The organism is Bradyrhizobium sp. LTSP849 (genome assembly GCF_000938255.1).
In the GTDB taxonomy this organism is placed as follows: Bacteria; Pseudomonadota; Alphaproteobacteria; order Rhizobiales; family Xanthobacteraceae; genus Bradyrhizobium.
In genome coordinates, this window is sequence record NZ_JYMR01000003.1 from 1 (window position 1) to 19,524 (window position 19,524).

Genomic DNA, 19,524 nt, shown 5'->3' on the forward strand with positions numbered 1-19,524 from the left:
ATTTTATAGCCGAACACGCTCTTTTTGCCTTTCCGGCCCCAGCGAGCATCGCGATCCGCAGATGGTTTGGGTGGCGTATCCTCGCCATCCTTGCGTGCCTTGCGGGGCGGAGTGGCTCGTGCCGCGATTAACGAGGCGTCGACCAGCGTTCCCTGCTTGAGGATCAGCTTCTTGGCCTCCAACTGCCGATTGATCTCAGTGAAGATCTTCTCGATCAGACCGTCCTTGGCGAGTTCCTGCCGAAACCGCCACAATGTCGTGTGATCCGGGGTCTGATCGTGCAGGCTCAGACCAACAAAGCGGCGGAACGACAACCGGTCTGCAATGGCCGCTTCCAGCGCGGGATCAGACAGATTGTGCCAGATCCCGGCGAGCAAGCAGCGAAGCAAGACTTCCGCCGGATAGCTGCTGTTGCCGGCACCATCGCCGCCCCGCTTGCCAAGCAGCGAGCGCAGCGGCGCCCAATCCACAACAGCCTCCACCTCATCCAGGATGCTGCTTCGCGGTGCCCGAACCAGGCCATCCGCCAAGCTCATCTGACCGACATTGCGCTCAACCATGGCTCCCCTCGCTAGAATCAGCCATGATTCAAAGAATCACGTGCAGCCGATTATGCAAAGCCCTCCTTGTGGGAGAGGGTGGCTCGCCGCGGTAGCGGCGAGACGGGTGAGGGGTCTCTATCCTCACGAACAGTCTCGCGAATGGAGAGAACCCCTCATCCGGCGCGTCGCGCCACCTTCTCCCACAAGGGGAGAAGGAAAACGAAACCTCAGCCCTTCCGCTCGGGCACGCGCTTGATCTTCGCGCCCAGCGCGTTGAGCCGTTCGTCGATGCGCTCATAGCCGCGCTCGATCTGGTCGGCATTGTTGATGGTGGACGTGCCCTCGGCGCAGACCGCCGCGAGCAGCATCGCCATGCCGGCGCGGATGTCGGGCGAAATCATCGATGCGCCGCGCAAGCGGCTCGGACCTGCGATGATGGCGCGGTGCGGATCGCACAGCACGATACGCGCGCCCATCGCGATCAGCTTGTCGACGAAGAACATCCGCGATTCGAACATCTTCTCGAACATCAGGATCACGCCCTCGCATTGCGTGGCGGTGACGATCGCGATCGACATCAGATCGGCGGGGAAGGCCGGCCAGGGCTGGTCCTCGAGCTTCGGCACGTGGCCGCCAAAATCGTCCTGGATCTTCAGCGTCTGGTTCGAGGGCACGATGAGATCGTCGCCCTCGACGCGGCAGACGATGCCGAGCCGCTCGAATCCCATGCGGATCGAGCGCAGATGCTCGACACCGGCGCGCACGATGCGCAAGGGCGAGCGCGTTACGGCGGCAAGCCCGATCAGCGAGCCGACCTCGATGTGATCGGGCTGGATCGAATAGGTCGCAGCACCCAGCGTCGCCGGGCCATGGATGATCATGGTGTTGGTGCCGATGCCCTCGATTCTAGCGCCGAGCGCGACCAGGAAATTGGCGAGGTCCTGCACATGCGGCTCGGAGGCGGCGTTGCGCAGGAACGTGGTGCCGTCGGCGGCAACCGCCGCCACCAGCGCGTTCTCGGTCGCAGTCACGCTCGGCTCGTCCAGGAACACGTCGGCGCCGGTGAGCTTTGACGCGCGGAATTCCAGTCGGTCAGTCGCGGTCACCTTGGCCCCGAGCTGCTCCAGCGCCAGCATATGCGTGTCCAGCCGTCGCCGGCCGATCACGTCACCGCCGGGCGGCGGCAGCATCACCTCGCCGCAGCGCGCGAGCAGGGGGCCTGCGAGCAGGATCGAGGCGCGGATGCGGACGCAGAGGTCAGGGTCGAGATCGGCGGCGCGAATGCTCTTGGCGTGGATGACGAGCGTATTGCGGGCGCTCCATTCGGCCGACGCCCCGACCGAGCGGATCAGCTCGACCAGCGTCTCGGTGTCGCGGATCCGCGGCACGTTCTGAAGCGTCACCGGATGCTCGGTGAGCAGCGCGGCTGCGATGATCGGCAGCGCCGAATTCTTGTTGCCGGACGGCTCGATCGAGCCCGAGAGCCGGTGACCGCCCTCGACGATATATTGGATGGGCGCCACTTGGGTTCTCGCTGTCCTGTTTCGATTGGGCGGGCTGGTTTGGGGCGGAAACTACCGAGAATTGAGCGCAGTAGCAATTCGGGCTTGATGGTCGCCATGAGGGAGGTGCGCTCCCTCTCCCGCTTGCGGGGGAGGCATAGGCGGCCTACCGCCGCCGTTCTTGAGAAACGCCGATGCAGAGCATCGGCTATGGGAGGGGGTGTTTCCGCGGTGGGGTTGTCGAAATCTACGGAGAATATCGCCGCGAGGAGAGAGCCCCCACCCGGCGCTACGCGCCGACCTCCCCCGCAAGCGGGAGAGGTTGCAGCGACCGTGAAGTTGGCAGCTTTAGCCTAGAGGCATTCGACGCTTAAATATCGATCGTCGCGCTCAGCGAATGTTCCTGGATGAAGTCGCGGCGCGGCTCGACCACGTCGCCCATCAGCTTGGTGAAGATGTCGTCGGCCTCGTCGACCTCCTTGACCTTCACCTGCAACAGCGAGCGCGCATTGATATCCAGCGTCGTTTCCCAGAGCTGTCCCGGGTTCATCTCGCCCAATCCTTTGTAGCGTTGGAGCGTGACGCCCTTGCGGCCGGCGTCGGTGACGGCTTCGAACAGGTCGACCGGGCCGTGGACGGGATGTTCGGTATCCTTGCGCCGCAACTTGCCGGGACGCGCGTAAACGTCCTGGAGCTTCTCTGTGTACTCGTCGAGCTTGCGCGCCTCGACCGACCCTAAGAAGGCGTCGTCGATGACGGCGGCTTCCTTGACGCCGCGCACCGTGCGCTCGAACTGGAAACCCTGGCCTTCCACGTACTGGCCGATCCAGCCGCGCTCGACCTCCTCGGCCTGGTTGTCCAGCCGTCCCGCGATGTACTGCGCCGCGGCGGTAGCTTTCTCAGGATCGCCGTAGATCGCCTTGTTGAGCACGCCGGTGATGGCGGCCTGCTCGATCACCTTGCGGTTATAGCGGCTGTGCAAATTGCGCAGGACGCCGCGGACAGTTCGGGCGTCGTCGACCAGCGAACGCAGGTCGCGGCCGGTGCGGTCGCCGCCGTTGCCGGGAAGATAGACGCAGTCGTCGAGACCGGTGTCGATCAGATAATCTTCCAGCGCCCGCTCGTCCTTCAGATACTGCTCCGACTTGCCGCGGTTGACCTTATAGAGCGGCGGCTGGGCGATATAGAGATAGCCGCCGTCGATGATGTCGCGCATCTGCCGGTAGAAGAAGGTCAGCAGCAGGGTGCGGATGTGGGCGCCGTCGACGTCGGCGTCCGTCATCACGATGATCTTGTGATAGCGCAGCTTCTCGACCGAGAACTCGTCGCCGATGCTCGTTCCAAGCGCGGTGATCAGCGTGCCGATCTGCTCACTGCCCAGCATCTTGTCGGGGCGGACGCGCTCGACGTTGAGGATCTTGCCGCGTAGCGGCAGCACCGCCTGGAATTCGCGGTTGCGGCCCTGCTTGGCGCTGCCGCCTGCCGAGTCACCCTCGACGATGAACAGCTCGGACTTCGCCGGGTCCTTTTCCTGGCAGTCGGCGAGCTTGCCGGGCAGCGAGGAGACCGAGAGCGGGCTCTTGCGCGTCAGCTCGCGCGCTTTTCGCGCCGCTTCGCGGGCCGCGGCTGCCTGGATCACCTTGCCGACGATCATCTTGGCTTCGCCGGGGTGCTCCTCGAACCAGGCCTGGAGCGCCTCGTTGAGGACGTTCTCGACCACGGGGCGCACTTCCGAGGACACCAGCTTGTCCTTGGTCTGCGACGAAAATTTTGGATCGGGCACCTTCACCGACAGCACGGCAGTGAGGCCTTCGCGGCAATCGTCGCCGGTCAGCGCGATCTTTTCCTTCTTCGCGTAGGTGTCGGCATAGCCGTTGACCTGACGCGTCAGCGCGCCGCGGAAGCCGGCCAGATGCGTGCCGCCGTCGCGCTGCGGGATGTTGTTGGTGAAGCACAGCACGTTCTCGTGGTAGCTGTCGTTCCACCACAGCGCCGCTTCGACGCCGATGCCGTTGCTCTCCGTGCGCACGATGATCGGCGCCGGCACGATCGCCTTCTTGTTGCGGTCGAGATATTTGACGAATTCCTCGACGCCGCCGGAATAGTGCATCTCCTCGCGCTTCTCGACCGCGTGACGCATGTCGGAGAGGGCGATGTTGACCCCGGAATTGAGGAAGGCGAGCTCGCGCAGCCGGTGCTCCAGCGTGGCGAAATCATATTCGATGTTCTTGAAGGTTTCGGTCGAGGCCTGGAACGTCACCTCGGTGCCGCGCCTGCCCGGCGCGTCGCCGACCACGACCAGCGGTGCCACCGCATCGCCGTGGGCGAACTCGATGTAATGCTCCTTGTTGTCGCGCCAGATGCGCAAGCCCAGCTTGCTGGACAGCGCGTTGACGACGGAGACGCCGACGCCGTGCAGGCCGCCGGAGACCTTGTAGGAATTCTGGTCGAATTTTCCGCCGGCGTGGAGCTGGGTCATGATGACCTCGGCCGCCGAGATGCCTTCGCCCTTGTGGATGTCGACGGGAATGCCGCGGCCGTCGTCGCGCACGGTAACGGAATTGTCGGCGTTGAGTACGACGTCGACGCGCGTCGCGTGGCCCGCGAGCGCTTCGTCGATCGCGTTGTCGACGACTTCGTAGACCATGTGGTGCAGGCCGGACCCGTCGTCGGTGTCGCCGATATACATGCCGGGACGCTTGCGGACGGCATCGAGACCCTTGAGCACGCGGATCGATTCCGCCCCGTAATCGCTTGGATTTGAGGGCTCGTTTTCGGCAGGCGTCTGCCGAGCAGGTTCTGTCATGAGAGGCCTTCGAGATGTCGCCCGAATCAGCCGCGCAAAAGGCGCTGATTTGCAGGCTATTTGTGCCATGAAAGACCAATTGCGCCTAGCGCAAAGTATCTTCCGGCAACCCTTTGACTAAATAGGGTTTTTTGGCCGGTTTTCAAGGCGTCTGAAGGCCGATTTCTGGCACTGAAGAAAGCGCGATTCGAGCGGTCGTTTCGATGTCTCAAAGGCGTGGATTTTGCGGGGGCGCAGAGGGTGTTCCGAGGCAATTGGAGTGCTTCGGAACGGGTGCACTAGGGGCGAGATAGATTTTGGATTGGATGAGCTAGCCACGGGCTCGCTGTAACCTCTCCCGCTTGCCGGGGAGGTCGGCGCGGAGCGCCGGGTGGGGGTTCTCTCCACACCGGGAGTGTCTCTCTGCGGAAGCACCCTCACCCCAACCCTCTCCCGCAAGCGGGAGAGGGACGCACTTGCTTCGTGGCGCCTCAGTACATCTGGATCGGCAGCACCTCGCCGGTCGGGCCCACCATCAGGCCCCAGGCATCGCCCGCAGCTATCTCGATGGTGGCGTTCCGACCAGGTTGCCCTGCCATCTTCAGCGAATACTGGTATTTGCCCGGCGGCAGATCGAGCGTGGGGCCCTTCGGCGACTGCGGACCGCCCGCGCCGGCCGCAACCTTGATGGTCTGCTTGTTGATCGTCAGCTGCGCGTCCTTGTCGCCCATGTTGCCGAGCATCAGCTTGGCCTGGCCGGGCTTCGGCATGATGTCCGCCTTGGTCGCCGCGTCCGGGTTCTTCTGCACGAGATTGACGGACGTCTCGCCATTGGCGCGGCCGAGCTTCAGCATGGCCGGCCCCAGCGGCGAGGCGAAGGCTAGCTGGACGCGATCGGCCGATATCGCCGCGCCATCCGGCTTTTCCTGCCAGCCGAGCCTGGTCAGCTCCGTGCGGTAGAAGGCGAGGACGTCGCTGAGCTCGGCCGGCACGCTGGCCTCGAGCTCTCTGCGGAACGGCGCCTCAATGCCGGGCAGCTTTGCTGTGCCAAGCGAGGTCGAGCTGTGCTGTTTCGGCACCGGCAGCGCGGACTCCGGATCCGCCTCCAACGGTCCGGCCGACTTTGCCGAAGCGACGGCCTGATCGCTGCTCGAAGGCTTGCCGCCGGACGCAGGCTTGGCACTGGCAGCAGGTTTGGCCGCAGCCATCACCAGACCGGATCCGTCGGCGTTGACATTCACTTGCGGCCCCATCTGCATCACGGTCATCGAGATCGACTTGCCGCCCTTTGCAAATTCCATCACCGCCATGTTCGGCTGGTTGATGACGGAGGGTTGTTCCTTCCAGCCTGCAGGCTTCAGCGCGGCACGGTAGAAGGCCGCGAGCGCCTTGACGGTGGAGGTGGAGTTGAATTCGAGCCGACCCTCGTCGCCGTCGAACTTCACCTCCTGCGCGTTCTCCGGCAGCGGCACCGGCGTGTTGCTGTTTGCGAGCGCGCTGAGCGGTGAATCTGACAGCGTCGCGGCCTGCGCCTTGCGTCTGACTTCGTCGGCGGCGGTGACCTGTTTTATCATCGCTTCCGCGTCGCTCGTGAATTTGTCGTCGGCGTCCTTCTTTGCCTTGGCGCGGGCAGCAAGGACGGAGTCCTTCACCTGCGCGGACAGGCCGACCATGGTGAAATCATATTTGCGGCCGAGCCGCAGCACGCCGGTTTCCTCAGGCGAGGAGAATTTGACCGCGACGTCATCGCCGGGGGCAAGAGGTGCATTTCCCTCTTCCGTCCAGCCCCGCGCAGCAAACTCGCGATGGTAGAAGGCGAGCACGGCGGGCAGATCGGCGAGGGCCGCAACCGTCACCTCGTGCCGGCTCGATCTGGCGTCGCCTCTGCCCGCTGCCGACTTGTGCGGCTTCGGTATCGGCAGGCCGGACATCTCGTCCGCCTCGAGGTTCGTTGGCAAGGCGAACGGCGCGATCCTGATCTCGACATTGGTCCGTCCGTCGTCGCGGCGGGTCAGCGTCAGCATCACCGGCTTCTGCTTGTAGAATTGGGTCGAGTCGCCATCGGGATGGTCGTAGAACGCGCGCACGCCGTTCGGCACGGTCGCGGTCAGGTCCGCGTTCGACCAGCTTGCGGCGGTCTCGGGCGTCAGCTTGCGCCAGCCGATCGCGGCCATTTCCTTCGTATAGAAATTCAGAGTTGCATCGAAAGCGGCCGGCGCGATGCAGCCGAGATAGGGCCGGGTCTCGTCGAACACGAGATCGATCGCGCCATCGGGGAACGGTACATTCGAATAGATGCGGTCCGGGGTGTAGGAGACCGCGGATTGATCGGGCCGGCCGAGGCCCTGCGTGAACGAGACGGACAATCCCTGCCGCCCCTTCTTGAAGGCGAGATTGGTGTTGGTCTCGTCGAGCGGGCGAACATACGGCACCCAGCCGTCGGCGCTGAGCATCTTCTTGGCAGCAGCGGCGGTCACCGCGACCACGGTCGGCACGCCATATTGCACCCGGTCGGGATCGGGGCGCGAGGTGTCTTCCATAGCGCCTTGCAGCTTCGGCAGCGTGTGCACGTCCACGATGCCGTCATCGGCCTGGGCTGTGACCGGGCAACTCGTCAGAACGAAGAGGCCGCACGCAAACAGCCGCAATCGTACCGGGACGTTCATCCCGCGCCTTACCGTCAACATGGTCACTCTCCGGGATGTCGCGCGTCATAAATCCGCACGCGATTGCAGGCTGCGACACCGCTGGCGCGGTCTCAGACAGCTAGTCGCGGCGGGAACCGGGCAGGTTCAATACAGCTGGAGCGGTGACCAGGCGTCTCCGTCGCGCCCGACCGTGAGCTCCCAGGTATCGCCGGCGGCGAAGTTAAGGATGTTCGTGGTGGCCGGATGGCCCGGCACGCTCAGTTCGTAGGAATACTTGCCGGGCGGCAGATCCAGCGCGACCGCGTTGGCGCCGATGGCGCGCTTGATCGTCCGCTCGTTGATCGTCAGCACGGCCTCCGTCTCGCTGATATTGCTGAACACCAGTTTCGCCTGGCCGGGCTCGGGCATGACGTTCGCCCGGGTCGCGGCATCCCGATTCCGCTGCACCAGATTGACCAAGGTGCTGCTGTCTCTGCGGCCGAGCTCCAGCATGGCCGGCCCCAGCGGGGAGGCGAAGGCGAGCTGGACGTGATCGGCGGCGACCACCGCGCCATCCGGCTTTTCCTGCCAGCCGAGCTTTTCGAGCTCGGTGCGGTAGAAGGCGAGGACGTCGCTGAGCTCTGCGGGCACGGTGGCCTCTAACTTGATGCGGAGCGGCGCATCGATGCCGCGCATCATGGTGGTGTGGATCCCTCTGAAGCTGTAGCGGGTCGGCGCGGGCAGTTTGGCATCGGGATCCGGCGCGAGCGCGGACGAAAACAGCGGCGACAGATATGGCACCCAGTCGCTGGCGGTTGCCGCGAGCAGGCAGCTTGCGAGGAAGACGAGACCGCACAAAAACGCCCGCCATTGTGCCGGGATTTGCACCCCGGACCTTGCCGTCCTCATCTCACTCTCCAGGGATATCGCGTCATGTCATGCGCGATTGCATAACGGCTGCGACACCGTCGGCGCGGCCTCAGTCAGCTAGTCGCGAGCAGAATGGGGCAGGTTCAATCGCGGCGGTTAGCGCCGGGCCGACACTTGTCCGCTCTCGACGTCAAACACCTGGCCACCTGCGCCGATCTCGGTGAAGGCGGCCGGGTCCGCGCCGGTCAGCCACACCTGCGCGCCGAGCTTGCGCAGCTCCTCGAACAGCGCGGTGCGGCGGTTCGGATCGAGATGCGCGACGACCTCGTCGAGCAGCAGCAGCGGCACGATGCCGGTCATCTCAGCGACCAGCGTCGCATGCGCCAGCACCAGCCCGATCAGGAGTGCCTTCTGCTCGCCGGTCGAGGCGTCGCGCGCCGGCATGCTCTTCGGCGCATAGATCACCTGGAGATCGGTGAGATGTGGGCCGTCGGTGGTGCGACCGGCGATGGCATCGCGCGGACGGTTGTCGCGCAGGATCTGGCGGTAGCGGTCCTCGACCGCGGTCGCGGTCTCGGTCAGCAGCGCGTTCTCCATCCAGCCGTCGAGCGCGATCTGCGCCGACGGGAAGGCGGACGCCTGCGCGCGCGCGTTGAGCATGCCGGTGAGCCGCGCCGCGGTCTGGCCGCGCGTTGCGGCGACGGCGACCGCAAGCTCGGCTGTCTCGCGCTCGATCGCGTCACACCAATGGTCGTCGTAATTGCGCACCTCGAGCAGGCGGTTGCGCGAGCGGAGCGAACGTTCGAGTGCGGAGATGCGGCTGGAATGCTCGCTGTCGATGGCGAGCACTAGGCGGTCGAAGAAGCGCCGCCGTTCCGACGCCCCTCCCATGAACAGCCCATCCATCGCCGGCGTCAGCCACACCATGCGGATATGGTCGCCGAAAGCTGTGGCCGAATTAACCGGCTCGCGGTCGATACGACAGCGCCGGCTCACGGCGGTGTCGGGCCGCGGCGCGTCGATGCCGGTGCCGAGCGTGCCAAGCCCCAGCGCGCCCTCGACCTGCGCCGACACCGCCCAGGAGCCGTCGCCCTGATTGTCGGCGACGTCTTCCAGCGTGGCGCGCCGCAAGCCGCGGCCGGGCGAGAGAAACGAGATCGCCTCGATGCAATTGGTCTTGCCCGCCCCGTTCGGCCCGACCAGCGCCACCATGTCAGCCGCCGTCTCGAGCCCCGCCGCCCGATAATTGCGAAAATGCGTCAGCGTCAGGCGATGAATGCGGGAGGGGGTCATGTCGGAACTGCGGCGCGCTCTGATTCCCTCTCCCCTTGTGGGAGAGGGTGGCGCCTCACGAAGTGAGGCGACGGGTGAGGGGTATGTTACCGCCCGGCAAGCTTTGCAAGGATATCCTCCAATACAGAATTGGGCTGCTGTAGCACGTCATTGTTCCAGTAACGCGCGATAGCGAAACCTTCTGCAGAAAGTGCGGCTTCACGGGCTGCGTCACGTTGCGATTCCGCGTGCTGACTTCCGTCGATCTCGATCACAAGGCGCTTGTCGAAACAGGCGAAGTCGAGAATGTAGGTTTTGAACGGGACCTGCCGACGAAATTTGAAGGCCGATAGCTGGCGAGCTCTAAGCAACCGCCACATCGCGGCTTCCGCGTCAGTTGGCTTACGCCGCATGTTCTTCGCAAATTGGCGGAGATGTTTGGGGACCGGCCGATGGGACGGCTGCTGCGGCACTAACCCCTCACCCGACTGAGTATGTATCCGCCAGCGGAGTAGCCCTCTCCCACAAGGGGAGAGGGCACAGCAACGCGCATTGCGCCTGGATTATGGGAGATTGCTAGGCCTCGGTGTCGAGCCACCGCCCCCTCACACCCGCATCGGCATCAGCACGTACAGTGCGCTCTTGTCGTCGCGGTCTTGCACCAGGGTCGGGGAGCCGGGGTCGGCGAGCCTGAGCGTTGCGACTTCGCCTTCGATCTGGCTGGCGATGTCGAGCAGATAGCGCGAGTTGAAGCCGATATCGAGGGCGTCGGAGGCGTATTCGACCTCGAGCTCTTCGGTGGCGCTGCCGGAATCCGGATTGGTCACCGACAGCACCAGCTTGCCTGGCGACAGCGAGAGTTTCACCGCACGGCCACGCTCGCTGGAGATGGTGGAGACGCGGTCGACCGCGTTCTCAAAGTCCTTCTTGTCGACCACGAGCTCCTTGTCGTTGCCCTGCGGGATCACGCGGCCATAGTCGGGGAAGGTGCCGTCGATCAGTTTCGAGGTCAGCACCACATTGCCGATGGTGAAGCGGATTTTGGCCTGCGACAGCTCGATCGTGACTTCGGCCTCGTTGTCCTCGATCAGGCGCTGCACCTCGCCGACGGTTTTGCGTGGTACGATCACGCCGGGCATGCCGTCGGCGCCCTTCGGCTGGACCAGATCGAGCTGGGCGAGGCGGTGGCCGTCGGTGGCGACGCCGCGCAAGGTCGCGGCTTTGGCCGTGCCGGCGGCGTGCAGATAGATGCCGTTGAGATAATAGCGCGTCTCCTCAGTGGAGATCGCGAACTGGGTGCGGTCGATCAGCCGTTTGACGTCCTTGGCGGCGAGCGAGAACGAATGCGACATGTCGCCGGCGGCGAGATCCGGGAAATCATTCTCTGGCAGCGTCTGAAGCGTGAAGCGCGAACGGCCGGCGCGGATCGCCAGCACGGCGCGGTCACCATCGGCTTCCAGCACGATCTGCGAGCCATCCGGCAGCTTGCGCACGATGTCGTAGAACATGTGCGCCGGCACGGTGGTCGAGCCCGCGGTCGCGGTTTCCGCAGGCAGCGTCTCCGTCACCTCGAGGTCAAGGTCGGTCGCCTTCAGCGACAGTTTCGCGTTCTCGGCGCGGACCAGCACGTTGCCCAGGATCGGGATCGTGTTGCGGCGCTCGACCACGCGGTGGACATGGCCCAGCGATTTCAGGAGTTGCGCGCGTTCGACCGTAACCTTCATTGCACTACTCGCCCGATCCCCAAGAAAACACAGCGTTGAAAAAGCCGGGCGGCCGAAACGCGCGCCGCGGCATCGAAGACCCCGAAAGCCGGATCAGCCAGCCGATATGACCAAAGCCGTCAGGGTCGCGCAAGGTGGCGCGGATGGCCCCGGGATTCAAGGGATTGCGAGGTAGTTCCCCACGATTTACCGGCAAAAACGAAGACCGCCGCCCGGACATGGTCGGGGCGGCGGGAGACTGGGAATGGGATCTAGGCGTTTATTCCTGAAGCTGGCGCTTCAGCGACTCGACTTCCTCCGACAGCGCGGTGTCCTTGGAGACCAGTGCCTCGATCTTGCGCACGGCGTGCAGCACCGTGGTGTGGTCGCGTCCACCGAAGCGGCGGCCGATCTCGGGGAGCGAGCGCAGGGTCAGCGTCTTGGCGAGGTACATCGCCACCTGGCGCGGACGCACCACATTGGCCGTGCGGCGCGAGGACAAGAGGTCGGAGCGGCTGACATTATACTGCCGTGCCACCACGCGCTGGATGTCCTCGATCTTGATCCGCTTCGGCTCCTGCGGCCGGATCAGGTCGCGCACCTCGTGCTCGGCCATCTCCAGCGTCACCGGCCGGCTGTTGAGCTTCGAGTGCGCCAGCAGACGGTTGATCGCGCCTTCGAGATCCCTGCCGTTATGGGTGATGGCGCGGGCCAGATAGGTCAGCACCTCCTCAGGCACCTCGAACGTCGCGTGATGGGCACGGGCGGCGGCAACGCGCGACTTGAGGATGCCGTGGCGCAGCTCTTCGCCGAGCGAGCCCATCTCGACCACGAGGCCGCCGGCGAGCCGCGAGCGGACGCGATCGTCGAGGCTTTCGAGATCGGACGGCGGACGGTCGGCCGCGATCACGACCTGGCGGCCGGCATCGATCAGCGCATTCAGCGTGTGACAGAACTCGGCCTGCGTCGACTTGCCTTGCAGGAACTGCAAATCGTCGATCACCAGCACGTCGATGCCGCGCAGTGCTTCCTTGAAGGCGAGCGCCGTCTGCGTCTTCAGCGCGGCGACGAAGCCGTACATGAATTTTTCTGCGGTGAGGTAGAGCACCTTGCGCTCGTTGCCGGAATTACCGGCCCAGGTCACCGCCTGGAGCAGATGCGTCTTGCCGAGGCCAACGCCGGCATGGATGTAGAGCGGGTTGAACATGACAGGGTCGCCGCGGCGACCCTCCGCAACCTGACGCGCAGCTGCATGCGCCAGCGTGTTGGAGCGGCCGACGACGAAGCTTGCAAAGGTCAGGCGCGGATCGAGCGGCGAGCCGCCGAGCGCATCATGATTGGCGGAGACCGGCGCGGTCGCAGTCGAGCGCAACTCGGGTGCCGGCGCACGGCGTGTCTCGACCGGCGCGGGCGCCTCCTTCTGTACGATGGGCCGCACCGCGGAGCGCACGGTGAGATCGATGCGATGCACTTCCGGCATCTCGGCCTGCCAGCACGACAGCACGCGCTCGGCATAATGGGCCTGGATCCAGCTCTTCAGGAAGCGGGTTGGGACCGAGAGACGCACGCTCTCTTCCTGCACGCCTTCGAGATCCATGCGCGCAAACCAGCTCGTATAGACGTCTTCGCCAACGCTCGTGCGCAGCCGACCCTTCACGCGTGACCAGCGATCCTGTTCCGGTGTTGTCATCATTTGAGAACTTTTCTTGAGAGATAAGGTTGCGTGGTGAACGCCATGCAGGGTTCCTGCCAGGGTCCCTGCAATGGCGTGACCTCAAGCGAGTCCATCATCAGACACAGCTCGGCCGTTCGGCGCGAACGCCGCGGTCAGATCAGCGATGTCAGAGATGGAGGGTTCGCGAGGTCAGCGCGTACTCGGCGCCCCGTCACACGCGGGAGGCTGAACGTCCGACGGATCCAGAACGGCATCGTTGGAATATGAGACTTGTTTCAATACCGCGTTGAGTCCGTAAGACATGATACCTCCCCGTCCTGCCGTGATCGCTCACGGCAAGGTCCTGCGTGTCCTGAAGACAACCACGACAAAAATCGCGAATGCCCCGCCCGTCTGCACTGTTCGTCCGCTCGGCTACGCCATCACGCGTGTCGGGATAGCTTCATGACATCTCTCATTTGCGCCTGGCGCGAGCGGGATACGAAAGATCCCGCTTGGAGACATTCAGACAAAGAGCTACCGTTCCCACATTGCTGTAGGTTTTGAACCGACAATCGCTTGTTGAAGCGTCGCCAACGTGCACACCGCCGCCGATTTGCACGCTCGCCTCGTTTCTAAAACCGCGCTGGTCTCAAGATCGTGGGCGCTGCGAACGACTTAAGGAATACACCAAGCGGAAAGACTCGCAATGGAATTGATTCACACTTGAGGCGATTAAAAACTTGATCTGCGTTAACGCCGCGCGCGAGTTGTTCACAGGCTTGAGACCAAGGTTTTGAATCAGCGTAGAGAATCGAACGCCGAACGTGCTGTGTGACAATTCTCGAACGGCGGCCAAAAAAATTTTACAAAAGCGTCACGCACGCGCCGCGCGAGCTCATTTTCCAAATGCTTGGTGGCGCTATGTGGATAAGTGATTATCCAAACATCGTTTTTTGAGTCTCATTTCACAGGGTAGCTCCGTTCCGGGGAAACTACGGTGTGCAGAACTCTCGCAGGCACAAATTCAACTTAAGCCCGCCCCGCAGGGGTTTTTCGCAGCGCAGTGCAGTGCGGTGAAAGTTTCCGCTGTTGCAAAACACCGGCAGGTAAAATTACGGATGCGCAGCATAGCGAAGACGACACGCGTCTTCCAACGGAAGATTGGTCACCCACAACGACCGTAAGCGTGAATTGTGACAGACAACAAAAAGCCCGGCGAGAAGCCGGGCTGATTGACGAGCGCGATGTCGATCGGATCAGTTGATCGGATGACTCGACCGAATGGTTGGCGATCTTATCGCGCAACCTTGCTTCGCAATCTTACTGGGCGAGCTTGGCGATCTGCGCGGTGAGCCGGGAGACTTTGCGGCTGGCGTTGTTCTTGTGAATGATGTTGCGCTGCGCGGCGCGCATCAGAGCGGGCTCGGCACTCGCGAGTGCCTTCGCAGCCGCGGCGCGGTCGCCGGTCTTGATGGCTTCCTCGACGGTACGCACGGCACCGCGCATCTGGGTGCGGCGCGACTTGTTGACGGCGGTGCGGCGGGCGATCTTGCGCGTCGCTTTCTTGGCGGAAGTGGTATTGGCCATAGTCTAAATGTCCTCTGCGGGTACCGGTCGCATCTTGATCGGGTGGCGCCGGCTGCTTGACCGCGAAATCGACGCTCGGAATTAGGGTGTTTCGTACAAGGCCGTTCCGGGAGCATCAGCGACGGCCTTGCGGCCATCTCTTGAGACTCAGAGAGCCTCTGACTGCTCAAAGAACAGCGGCGGCAGGATTGCGCCCGCCGCCAGTTGGCGCCCTTATAGAGGGGGTCTGGGGCACCGTCAACGCTTTCCGGGCCAGGAAAACTGGCTCCGGACGATCTGATTGCGGGTCGTAACGCCCTGATGAGGTTGAATTTCTGCCGTCTCCCGGCTATTGGCTGGCTGCGTTCCGAGGGTCGTCCGACCGGATGACCATAAAGGGTGAGGCATGATCCGCGGCTTTTTCCGACTGATTGGGCTGTTGCTGCTGGCCGGTGGGTTCATCTTCATGGTCTATGACGGCGCCCGCTGGGTGGCCGATCAGAGCCTGCGGTTCACCCGGTTCGGCCAGTTCTGGAACGACATCAATCAGTCCAGTCAGTCAGCGTTCCGGACCTGGGTCGAGGCCAAGGCGCCCTGGCTCTGGACCTCGGTGATCCGTCTGGTGCTGGATCAGCCGGTTTTCGCCGTGCTCGGCATTCTGGGCATCCTGCTGATGATCCTGTTCCGCCCGCGCAAGCCTCTGATCGGCTATTCCCGGGATTAAAGCCTCAGCTGCGGCGGCGTAACGGGGCTGCCCATTCCCGCGTAAAGACCTATATTCCCACCTGATCGCGAGCACGCCGCCTGAGCGCATGGCTGAGGCGACAGACAGCTCGTTCTCGGAGATTCGACCATGCTGTTCATGCGCAAGACCACCGCATTGCCGAGCGCCACGGAAGCGCTGCCGGGCCGTGCGCAACCGATTCCGACCGCGACCACCCATTTCGTCAACGGCGCGCAGTTGAAGCCGCCTTATCCCTCCGGCTTCGAGCAGGCCGTGTTCGGGCTCGGCTGTTTCTGGGGCGCCGAGCGCAAATTCTGGGAGCTCGGCGACGGTGTTTACACCACTGCCGTCGGCTATGCCGGCGGTCACACGCCGAACCCCACCTATGAAGAGACCTGTTCGGGACGCACCGGCCACACCGAAGTGGTGTTGGTGGTGTTCGATCCGAACAAGGTACCTTACGAGAAGCTGTTGAAGACGTTTTGGGAGAGCCACAACCCGACGCAGGGCATGCGCCAGGGCAACGACGTCGGCACGCAGTACCGAAGCGCGATCTACACTTACTCCGACGCGCAGAAGAAAGCGGCCGACGCGTCGAAGGCGCTCTATCAGAAGGCGCTTGCTGCAAAAGGCCTCGGTGCCATCACCACCGAGATCGCACCCGCCGGCGAATTCTATTTCGCCGAGGACTACCATCAGCAATATCTGGCCAAGAATCCCGCCGGCTATTGCGGCCTGGGTGGCACCGGCGTGTCCTGCCCGATCGGCGTTGGTGTGAGCGCGTAGGTTAGCCTCGAACTCGGTGCACTCTCCCGCTTGCGGGAGAGGTCGACACGCCCCGGGCGATGCGAAAGCATCGTCCCGAGCGTGGCGGGTGAGGGCTCTCTCCTCTGGGGGAGCGTCGCTTGTGGAAGCACCCCCCACCCCAGCCCTCCCCCGCAAGCGGGAGAGGGAGCGCACTGCGCTCGTGGCGTGCGTTGTCGCCCTCCACCCGCCCTCAACGCTTTGTTAACCATACCGGGTGCATCACTGGAGCTGTCTCGTTTCGAGGGATGGCTCCGGTGCCGGTTGTGCGCGCGTTTCGATGGTCGATCTTGGCAGCGTCCGCCGCGCTGAGCCTTGGCGGCTGCATGCAGACCGCCGGACCCGTTGCATACATGCAGCCGCGCGCCGATCTCGACTCGATGGCCTATGGCCAGCCCTACAGCGCACCGCAGCCGGTCGTCGTTGCCAACGGCGGCGGCGCCATTGATGCGCTCACCAATTCCTTTGCGTCGGGTCCCTCAGCCATGCCGGTCGCCTATGCCGCGCCGATGGGTGTGCCGGTCCGCTACGACGCTTCCTATCATCTCGATGCCGGCGACAAGCTGCGCGTTGTGGTCTACGGCCAGGAAGGTCTCACCAACAGCTACGCCATCGATGCCGGCGGTTCGATCACCATGCCGCTGATCGGCGCGGTGCCCGCGCGCGGTCGCACGCCTGCGGGGCTCGCCGGCGAAATCGCTGCGCGCCTGCGCAACGGTTACATCCGCGAGCCTTCGGTTGCAGTCGAGATCGAATCCTATCGCCCGTTCTTCATTCTCGGCGAAGTCTCCGCGCCTGGTCAGTACCCTTACGTCCCCAACATGACCGTCGAAAGCGCGGTGGCTATCGCAGGCGGCTTCTCGCCGCGCGCCAAGCGCGACGTGGTGACCGTCACGCACACCGAAGCCGGCGGCTCGATGCGCGCCATGGTGCCACTCGGCACCCCCTTGGCCCCCGGCGACACCGTGTTCGTCGGCGAGCGCTGGTTCTAGCTCACCGTCATTCCGGGGCGCGACAACGTCGCGAGTCGCGCGCTACTTCGTCAAATGCTTCGCGAAAAATTCCAGGCTGCGCGGCCAGGCGATGTCGGAGCTGGCCTTGTCGTAGCTCGGCCGCTCATCGCAATGGAAGCCGTGCTGGGCGCCGGGATAGACGAAGACTTCCACATCCGGCCGCTTCGCCTTGACGGTCTCGACATCGGTCAAGGGAATACCCGTATCCTTCTCGCCGAAATGCAACTGCGTCGGCACTTTCGGTGTCTCGTCGGCAAAGCGCACGACTGCGCCGCCGTAATAGCCGATCGCCGCCTTGAGGCCCGATAACCGCGTCGCCGCGACAAAGGCAACGCTGCCGCCGAGGCAAAAGCCGATGATGCCGACCGGCCCGAGGCTCTTCACCGCATCAATCGCGGCCTGGGTGTCGCGCAGCATCGCCGCCCAATCGGGATTGGCGACGAATTTGCGCGCCTCTGCGATCTCATCGGGCGTGTAGCCGCACTGGAAGTTGGGCGACGTGCGGTCGAAGATCGACGGCGCGATCGCGACGTAGCCCTCCTTGGCGAGCCGATCGCAGACCGAGCGGATGTGATGATTGACCCCAAAGATTTCCTGGATCACCACCACCGCGCCCTTCGGCGCGCTGGTCGGATCGGCGCGATAGGCGCCGAGCTGGAAATTGTCGGAGGCCGTCAGTTTGATGTCTTGTCCCACGCGGGTTGTCCTTCTTTGTGACTGCGAATTCTAATCTCTCCCCCTCATCCTGAGGAGCGCGCCCTTGCGCGCGTCTCGAAGGATCAAGGCCGAGATGCGAGAGCCGGGCCTTTCATCCTTCGAGACGCTTGCTTCGCAAGCTCCTCAGGATGAGGGGAGGCGGCTGTGACGTGGCCGCTCTCACTCCCACATCCAGTTCTCGCCGTAATCCTCTTTCCATCCTGCCAGCCGTCCATGACGGAATTGCAGGAACAGGCGGTGGCGGTAGGGGATCAGTCCGCTGCCGCCGAGATTACGAAGAGCAAGGTAGATCTCGCTGCCGGGGCGGCCGCGGACATATTGCAAGGGTTGCCCGAGCGCGCGCGCGGTCTGCTCGGCATCCATCCCGAACGCCAGCGGGGTGTTGTTCGACAAGGTCTCGACGAAGGGCCGGCGCAGCGGCGTGGTGCCGAATGGCTCGGCCCGTGCCGTTGCAGTCATCGAGAGAAACGCCGCCACTGCGCCGGCTGCCAACATCGCCCGCTTCATTGCCTACACCTCGTCCGATCGGCCTATCCTGGCAAGTTCTTCAGGAAAGGCGCCACCGCGTCAACAAAAGCCTGCGGCTGATCGATGTTGACGGCGTGTCCGGCGGCGAGGATCACGATTTTTTGTGCGCCGGGGATTTTGGCCGCCATGTAGTCGGACGCCGCGAGGAACGGCGTGTCGTCGGCGCCGACCACGATCAGCGACGGCACCTTGATGTCGGGCAACAGCTCCATCACGCGCGCATCGCGCTGGGTCAACATGCCGCGCGCGGCGAGCCCCAGCCCCTTGGCGTTGCGATGGCTGGCGGTGGCACGCTCGCGGGTCGCCGCCTTCAGCATGTCGAGGCCTTCGCGATCGAGCTTGTCCGCGGTCGCAAGCGCCCGCGCGTTCCAGGCCTCGCGCGCGTCGTCCTTCTTGAAGCCCGGGCCGGTGTCGATGATCAGCAGCGCGCGGGCGCGTTGCGGATGCGCGCGATAGAAGGCGAGCGACATGTAGCCGCCGAGCGACAGCCCGCCGATGATGGCGCGCCCGGCGCCGACCGCATCGAGGATCGCCGCCATGTCTCCAACAGTGAGTGCCTCGCTATAGGCGTTCGGATCATCGGGATAATCGGATTGGCCATGGCCGCGCATATCCCACAGCACGAGCTTGTGGTCCCTGGCGAACGCATCGATCTGGCCGTGCCACATCGCCGAGGTCGATGAATAGCCGTGGGTGAGCAGCAGCGGCTGCCCGTCGCCATGGACTTCATAATAGATCCCGACGCCGTTCCGATCGATCTTTGGCATTGCATCCGCCCTTTCATTTTTTATTCTCGCCGCGATGTCGCTGTCCCTCTCCCCTTGTGAGGGCTTTGCACAGAGGGGCGAGCGGGCGCTTGAGGTGCGTCGCGGGCTTTTTTGATGTCAGCCCGCTACAGTGAGCGGCATTTTGCTCATTTCATCCCCTGTTGTCCTCTGTTTTTTCATGCGGAGACGGACTCCTGGCGTTGTGCGGCCAATGCGCCGGCCGCACGCCGTAGGTTGTAGGCGCAGCAGGCCAGCACGATGTGCACCTGATTGCGCTCGAAGTTGAAGAAGCGCATCCGCCGGAGACCATAATGCTCCTTGAACACGGCGTACGGACGCTCGACGGCGGCGCGCACCTTGGCGATTAGTTTGTTGCGCAGCTTCTGCCGCGGCGGCAGTTCGGGATGATGCTTGTTGGGCCGATGCATCAGGCGGTCCTTGATGCCA

At 63.9% G+C, this 19,524-nt stretch carries 17 protein-coding genes; 3 read left to right on the plus strand and 14 right to left on the minus strand.

Annotated elements, in window-relative coordinates; all coding sequences use genetic code 11:
• The 10 genes from UB31_RS02245 to rpsT form a co-directional block, all read right to left on the minus strand.
• The coding region (locus tag UB31_RS02245; protein ID WP_045009489.1) for an IS5/IS1182 family transposase at positions 1–560 on the minus strand (560 nt) is incomplete at its 3' end.
• A gap of 209 nt (positions 561–769) precedes the next feature.
• Positions 770–2,065 carry a UDP-N-acetylglucosamine 1-carboxyvinyltransferase gene (murA, locus tag UB31_RS02250; protein ID WP_045004979.1) on the minus strand — a complete coding sequence of 432 codons (1,296 nt, stop codon included), beginning with the start codon at positions 2,063–2,065 and terminating at the stop codon, positions 770–772.
• A 349-nt stretch (positions 2,066–2,414) separates the two neighbouring features.
• Complete coding sequence (gene gyrB, locus UB31_RS02255) at positions 2,415–4,850, minus strand: DNA topoisomerase (ATP-hydrolyzing) subunit B (protein ID WP_045004980.1); 2,436 nt, start codon at positions 4,848–4,850, stop codon at positions 2,415–2,417.
• Between the two features lie 470 nt (positions 4,851–5,320).
• Positions 5,321–7,516 (minus strand): hypothetical protein, encoded by a 2,196-nt coding sequence (locus tag UB31_RS02260; protein WP_045009661.1) that lies wholly within the window; start codon positions 7,514–7,516, stop codon positions 5,321–5,323.
• A 105-nt stretch (positions 7,517–7,621) separates the two neighbouring features.
• The gene (locus UB31_RS02265; RefSeq protein ID WP_045009662.1) at positions 7,622–8,365 is read right to left on the minus strand and encodes a hypothetical protein; all 744 of its coding nucleotides are present in this window, start codon (positions 8,363–8,365) and stop codon (positions 7,622–7,624) included.
• Positions 8,366–8,482: 117 nt separating this feature from the next.
• Positions 8,483–9,619 carry a DNA replication/repair protein RecF gene (gene recF / locus UB31_RS02270; RefSeq protein WP_045009663.1) on the minus strand — a complete coding sequence of 379 codons (1,137 nt, stop codon included), beginning with the start codon at positions 9,617–9,619 and terminating at the stop codon, positions 8,483–8,485.
• Positions 9,620–9,705: 86 nt separating this feature from the next.
• The gene (locus UB31_RS02275; RefSeq protein ID WP_045006014.1) at positions 9,706–10,071 is read right to left on the minus strand and encodes an endonuclease domain-containing protein; all 366 of its coding nucleotides are present in this window, start codon (positions 10,069–10,071) and stop codon (positions 9,706–9,708) included.
• Positions 10,072–10,203: 132 nt separating this feature from the next.
• Complete coding sequence (gene dnaN, locus UB31_RS02280) at positions 10,204–11,322, minus strand: DNA polymerase III subunit beta (RefSeq protein WP_045006013.1); 1,119 nt, start codon at positions 11,320–11,322, stop codon at positions 10,204–10,206.
• Between the two features lie 259 nt (positions 11,323–11,581).
• Positions 11,582–12,991, minus strand: a complete 1,410-nt coding sequence (gene dnaA, locus UB31_RS02285; protein WP_045009671.1) for a chromosomal replication initiator protein DnaA — start codon at positions 12,989–12,991, stop codon at positions 11,582–11,584.
• Between the two features lie 1,287 nt (positions 12,992–14,278).
• The gene (rpsT, locus tag UB31_RS02290; RefSeq protein ID WP_045009664.1) at positions 14,279–14,545 is read right to left on the minus strand and encodes a 30S ribosomal protein S20; all 267 of its coding nucleotides are present in this window, start codon (positions 14,543–14,545) and stop codon (positions 14,279–14,281) included.
• Positions 14,546–14,930: 385 nt separating this feature from the next.
• Between rpsT and UB31_RS02295 the strand changes: the two genes are divergently transcribed.
• The 3 genes from UB31_RS02295 (at position 14,931) to UB31_RS02305 (ending at position 17,044) form a co-directional block, all read left to right on the plus strand.
• Positions 14,931–15,248 carry a hypothetical protein gene (locus UB31_RS02295; RefSeq protein ID WP_045009665.1) on the plus strand — a complete coding sequence of 106 codons (318 nt, stop codon included), beginning with the start codon at positions 14,931–14,933 and terminating at the stop codon, positions 15,246–15,248.
• 129 nt (positions 15,249–15,377) lie between these two features.
• Entirely contained in the window at positions 15,378–16,034 is a 657-nt protein-coding gene (gene msrA / locus UB31_RS02300; RefSeq protein WP_045009666.1) for a peptide-methionine (S)-S-oxide reductase MsrA, read from the plus strand.
• Positions 16,035–16,309: 275 nt separating this feature from the next.
• Positions 16,310–17,044 (plus strand): polysaccharide biosynthesis/export family protein, encoded by a 735-nt coding sequence (locus UB31_RS02305; protein ID WP_045006038.1) that lies wholly within the window; start codon positions 16,310–16,312, stop codon positions 17,042–17,044.
• A 42-nt stretch (positions 17,045–17,086) separates the two neighbouring features.
• Here UB31_RS02305 and UB31_RS02310 read toward each other — a convergent pair whose 3' ends face one another.
• The 4 genes from UB31_RS02310 to UB31_RS02325 all read right to left on the minus strand — a co-directional run.
• Complete coding sequence (locus tag UB31_RS02310) at positions 17,087–17,761, minus strand: dienelactone hydrolase family protein (RefSeq protein WP_045009667.1); 675 nt, start codon at positions 17,759–17,761, stop codon at positions 17,087–17,089.
• A 180-nt stretch (positions 17,762–17,941) separates the two neighbouring features.
• The gene (locus UB31_RS02315) at positions 17,942–18,289 is read right to left on the minus strand and encodes a hypothetical protein (protein WP_045009668.1); all 348 of its coding nucleotides are present in this window, start codon (positions 18,287–18,289) and stop codon (positions 17,942–17,944) included.
• Positions 18,290–18,312: 23 nt separating this feature from the next.
• Positions 18,313–19,077, minus strand: coding sequence for an alpha/beta fold hydrolase (locus UB31_RS02320; RefSeq protein ID WP_045009669.1), 765 nt, complete (start codon positions 19,075–19,077; stop codon positions 18,313–18,315).
• Positions 19,078–19,253: 176 nt separating this feature from the next.
• Positions 19,254–19,524 (minus strand): transposase (locus UB31_RS02325; protein ID WP_045009670.1); only part of this gene is annotated, 271 nt, incomplete at its 5' end.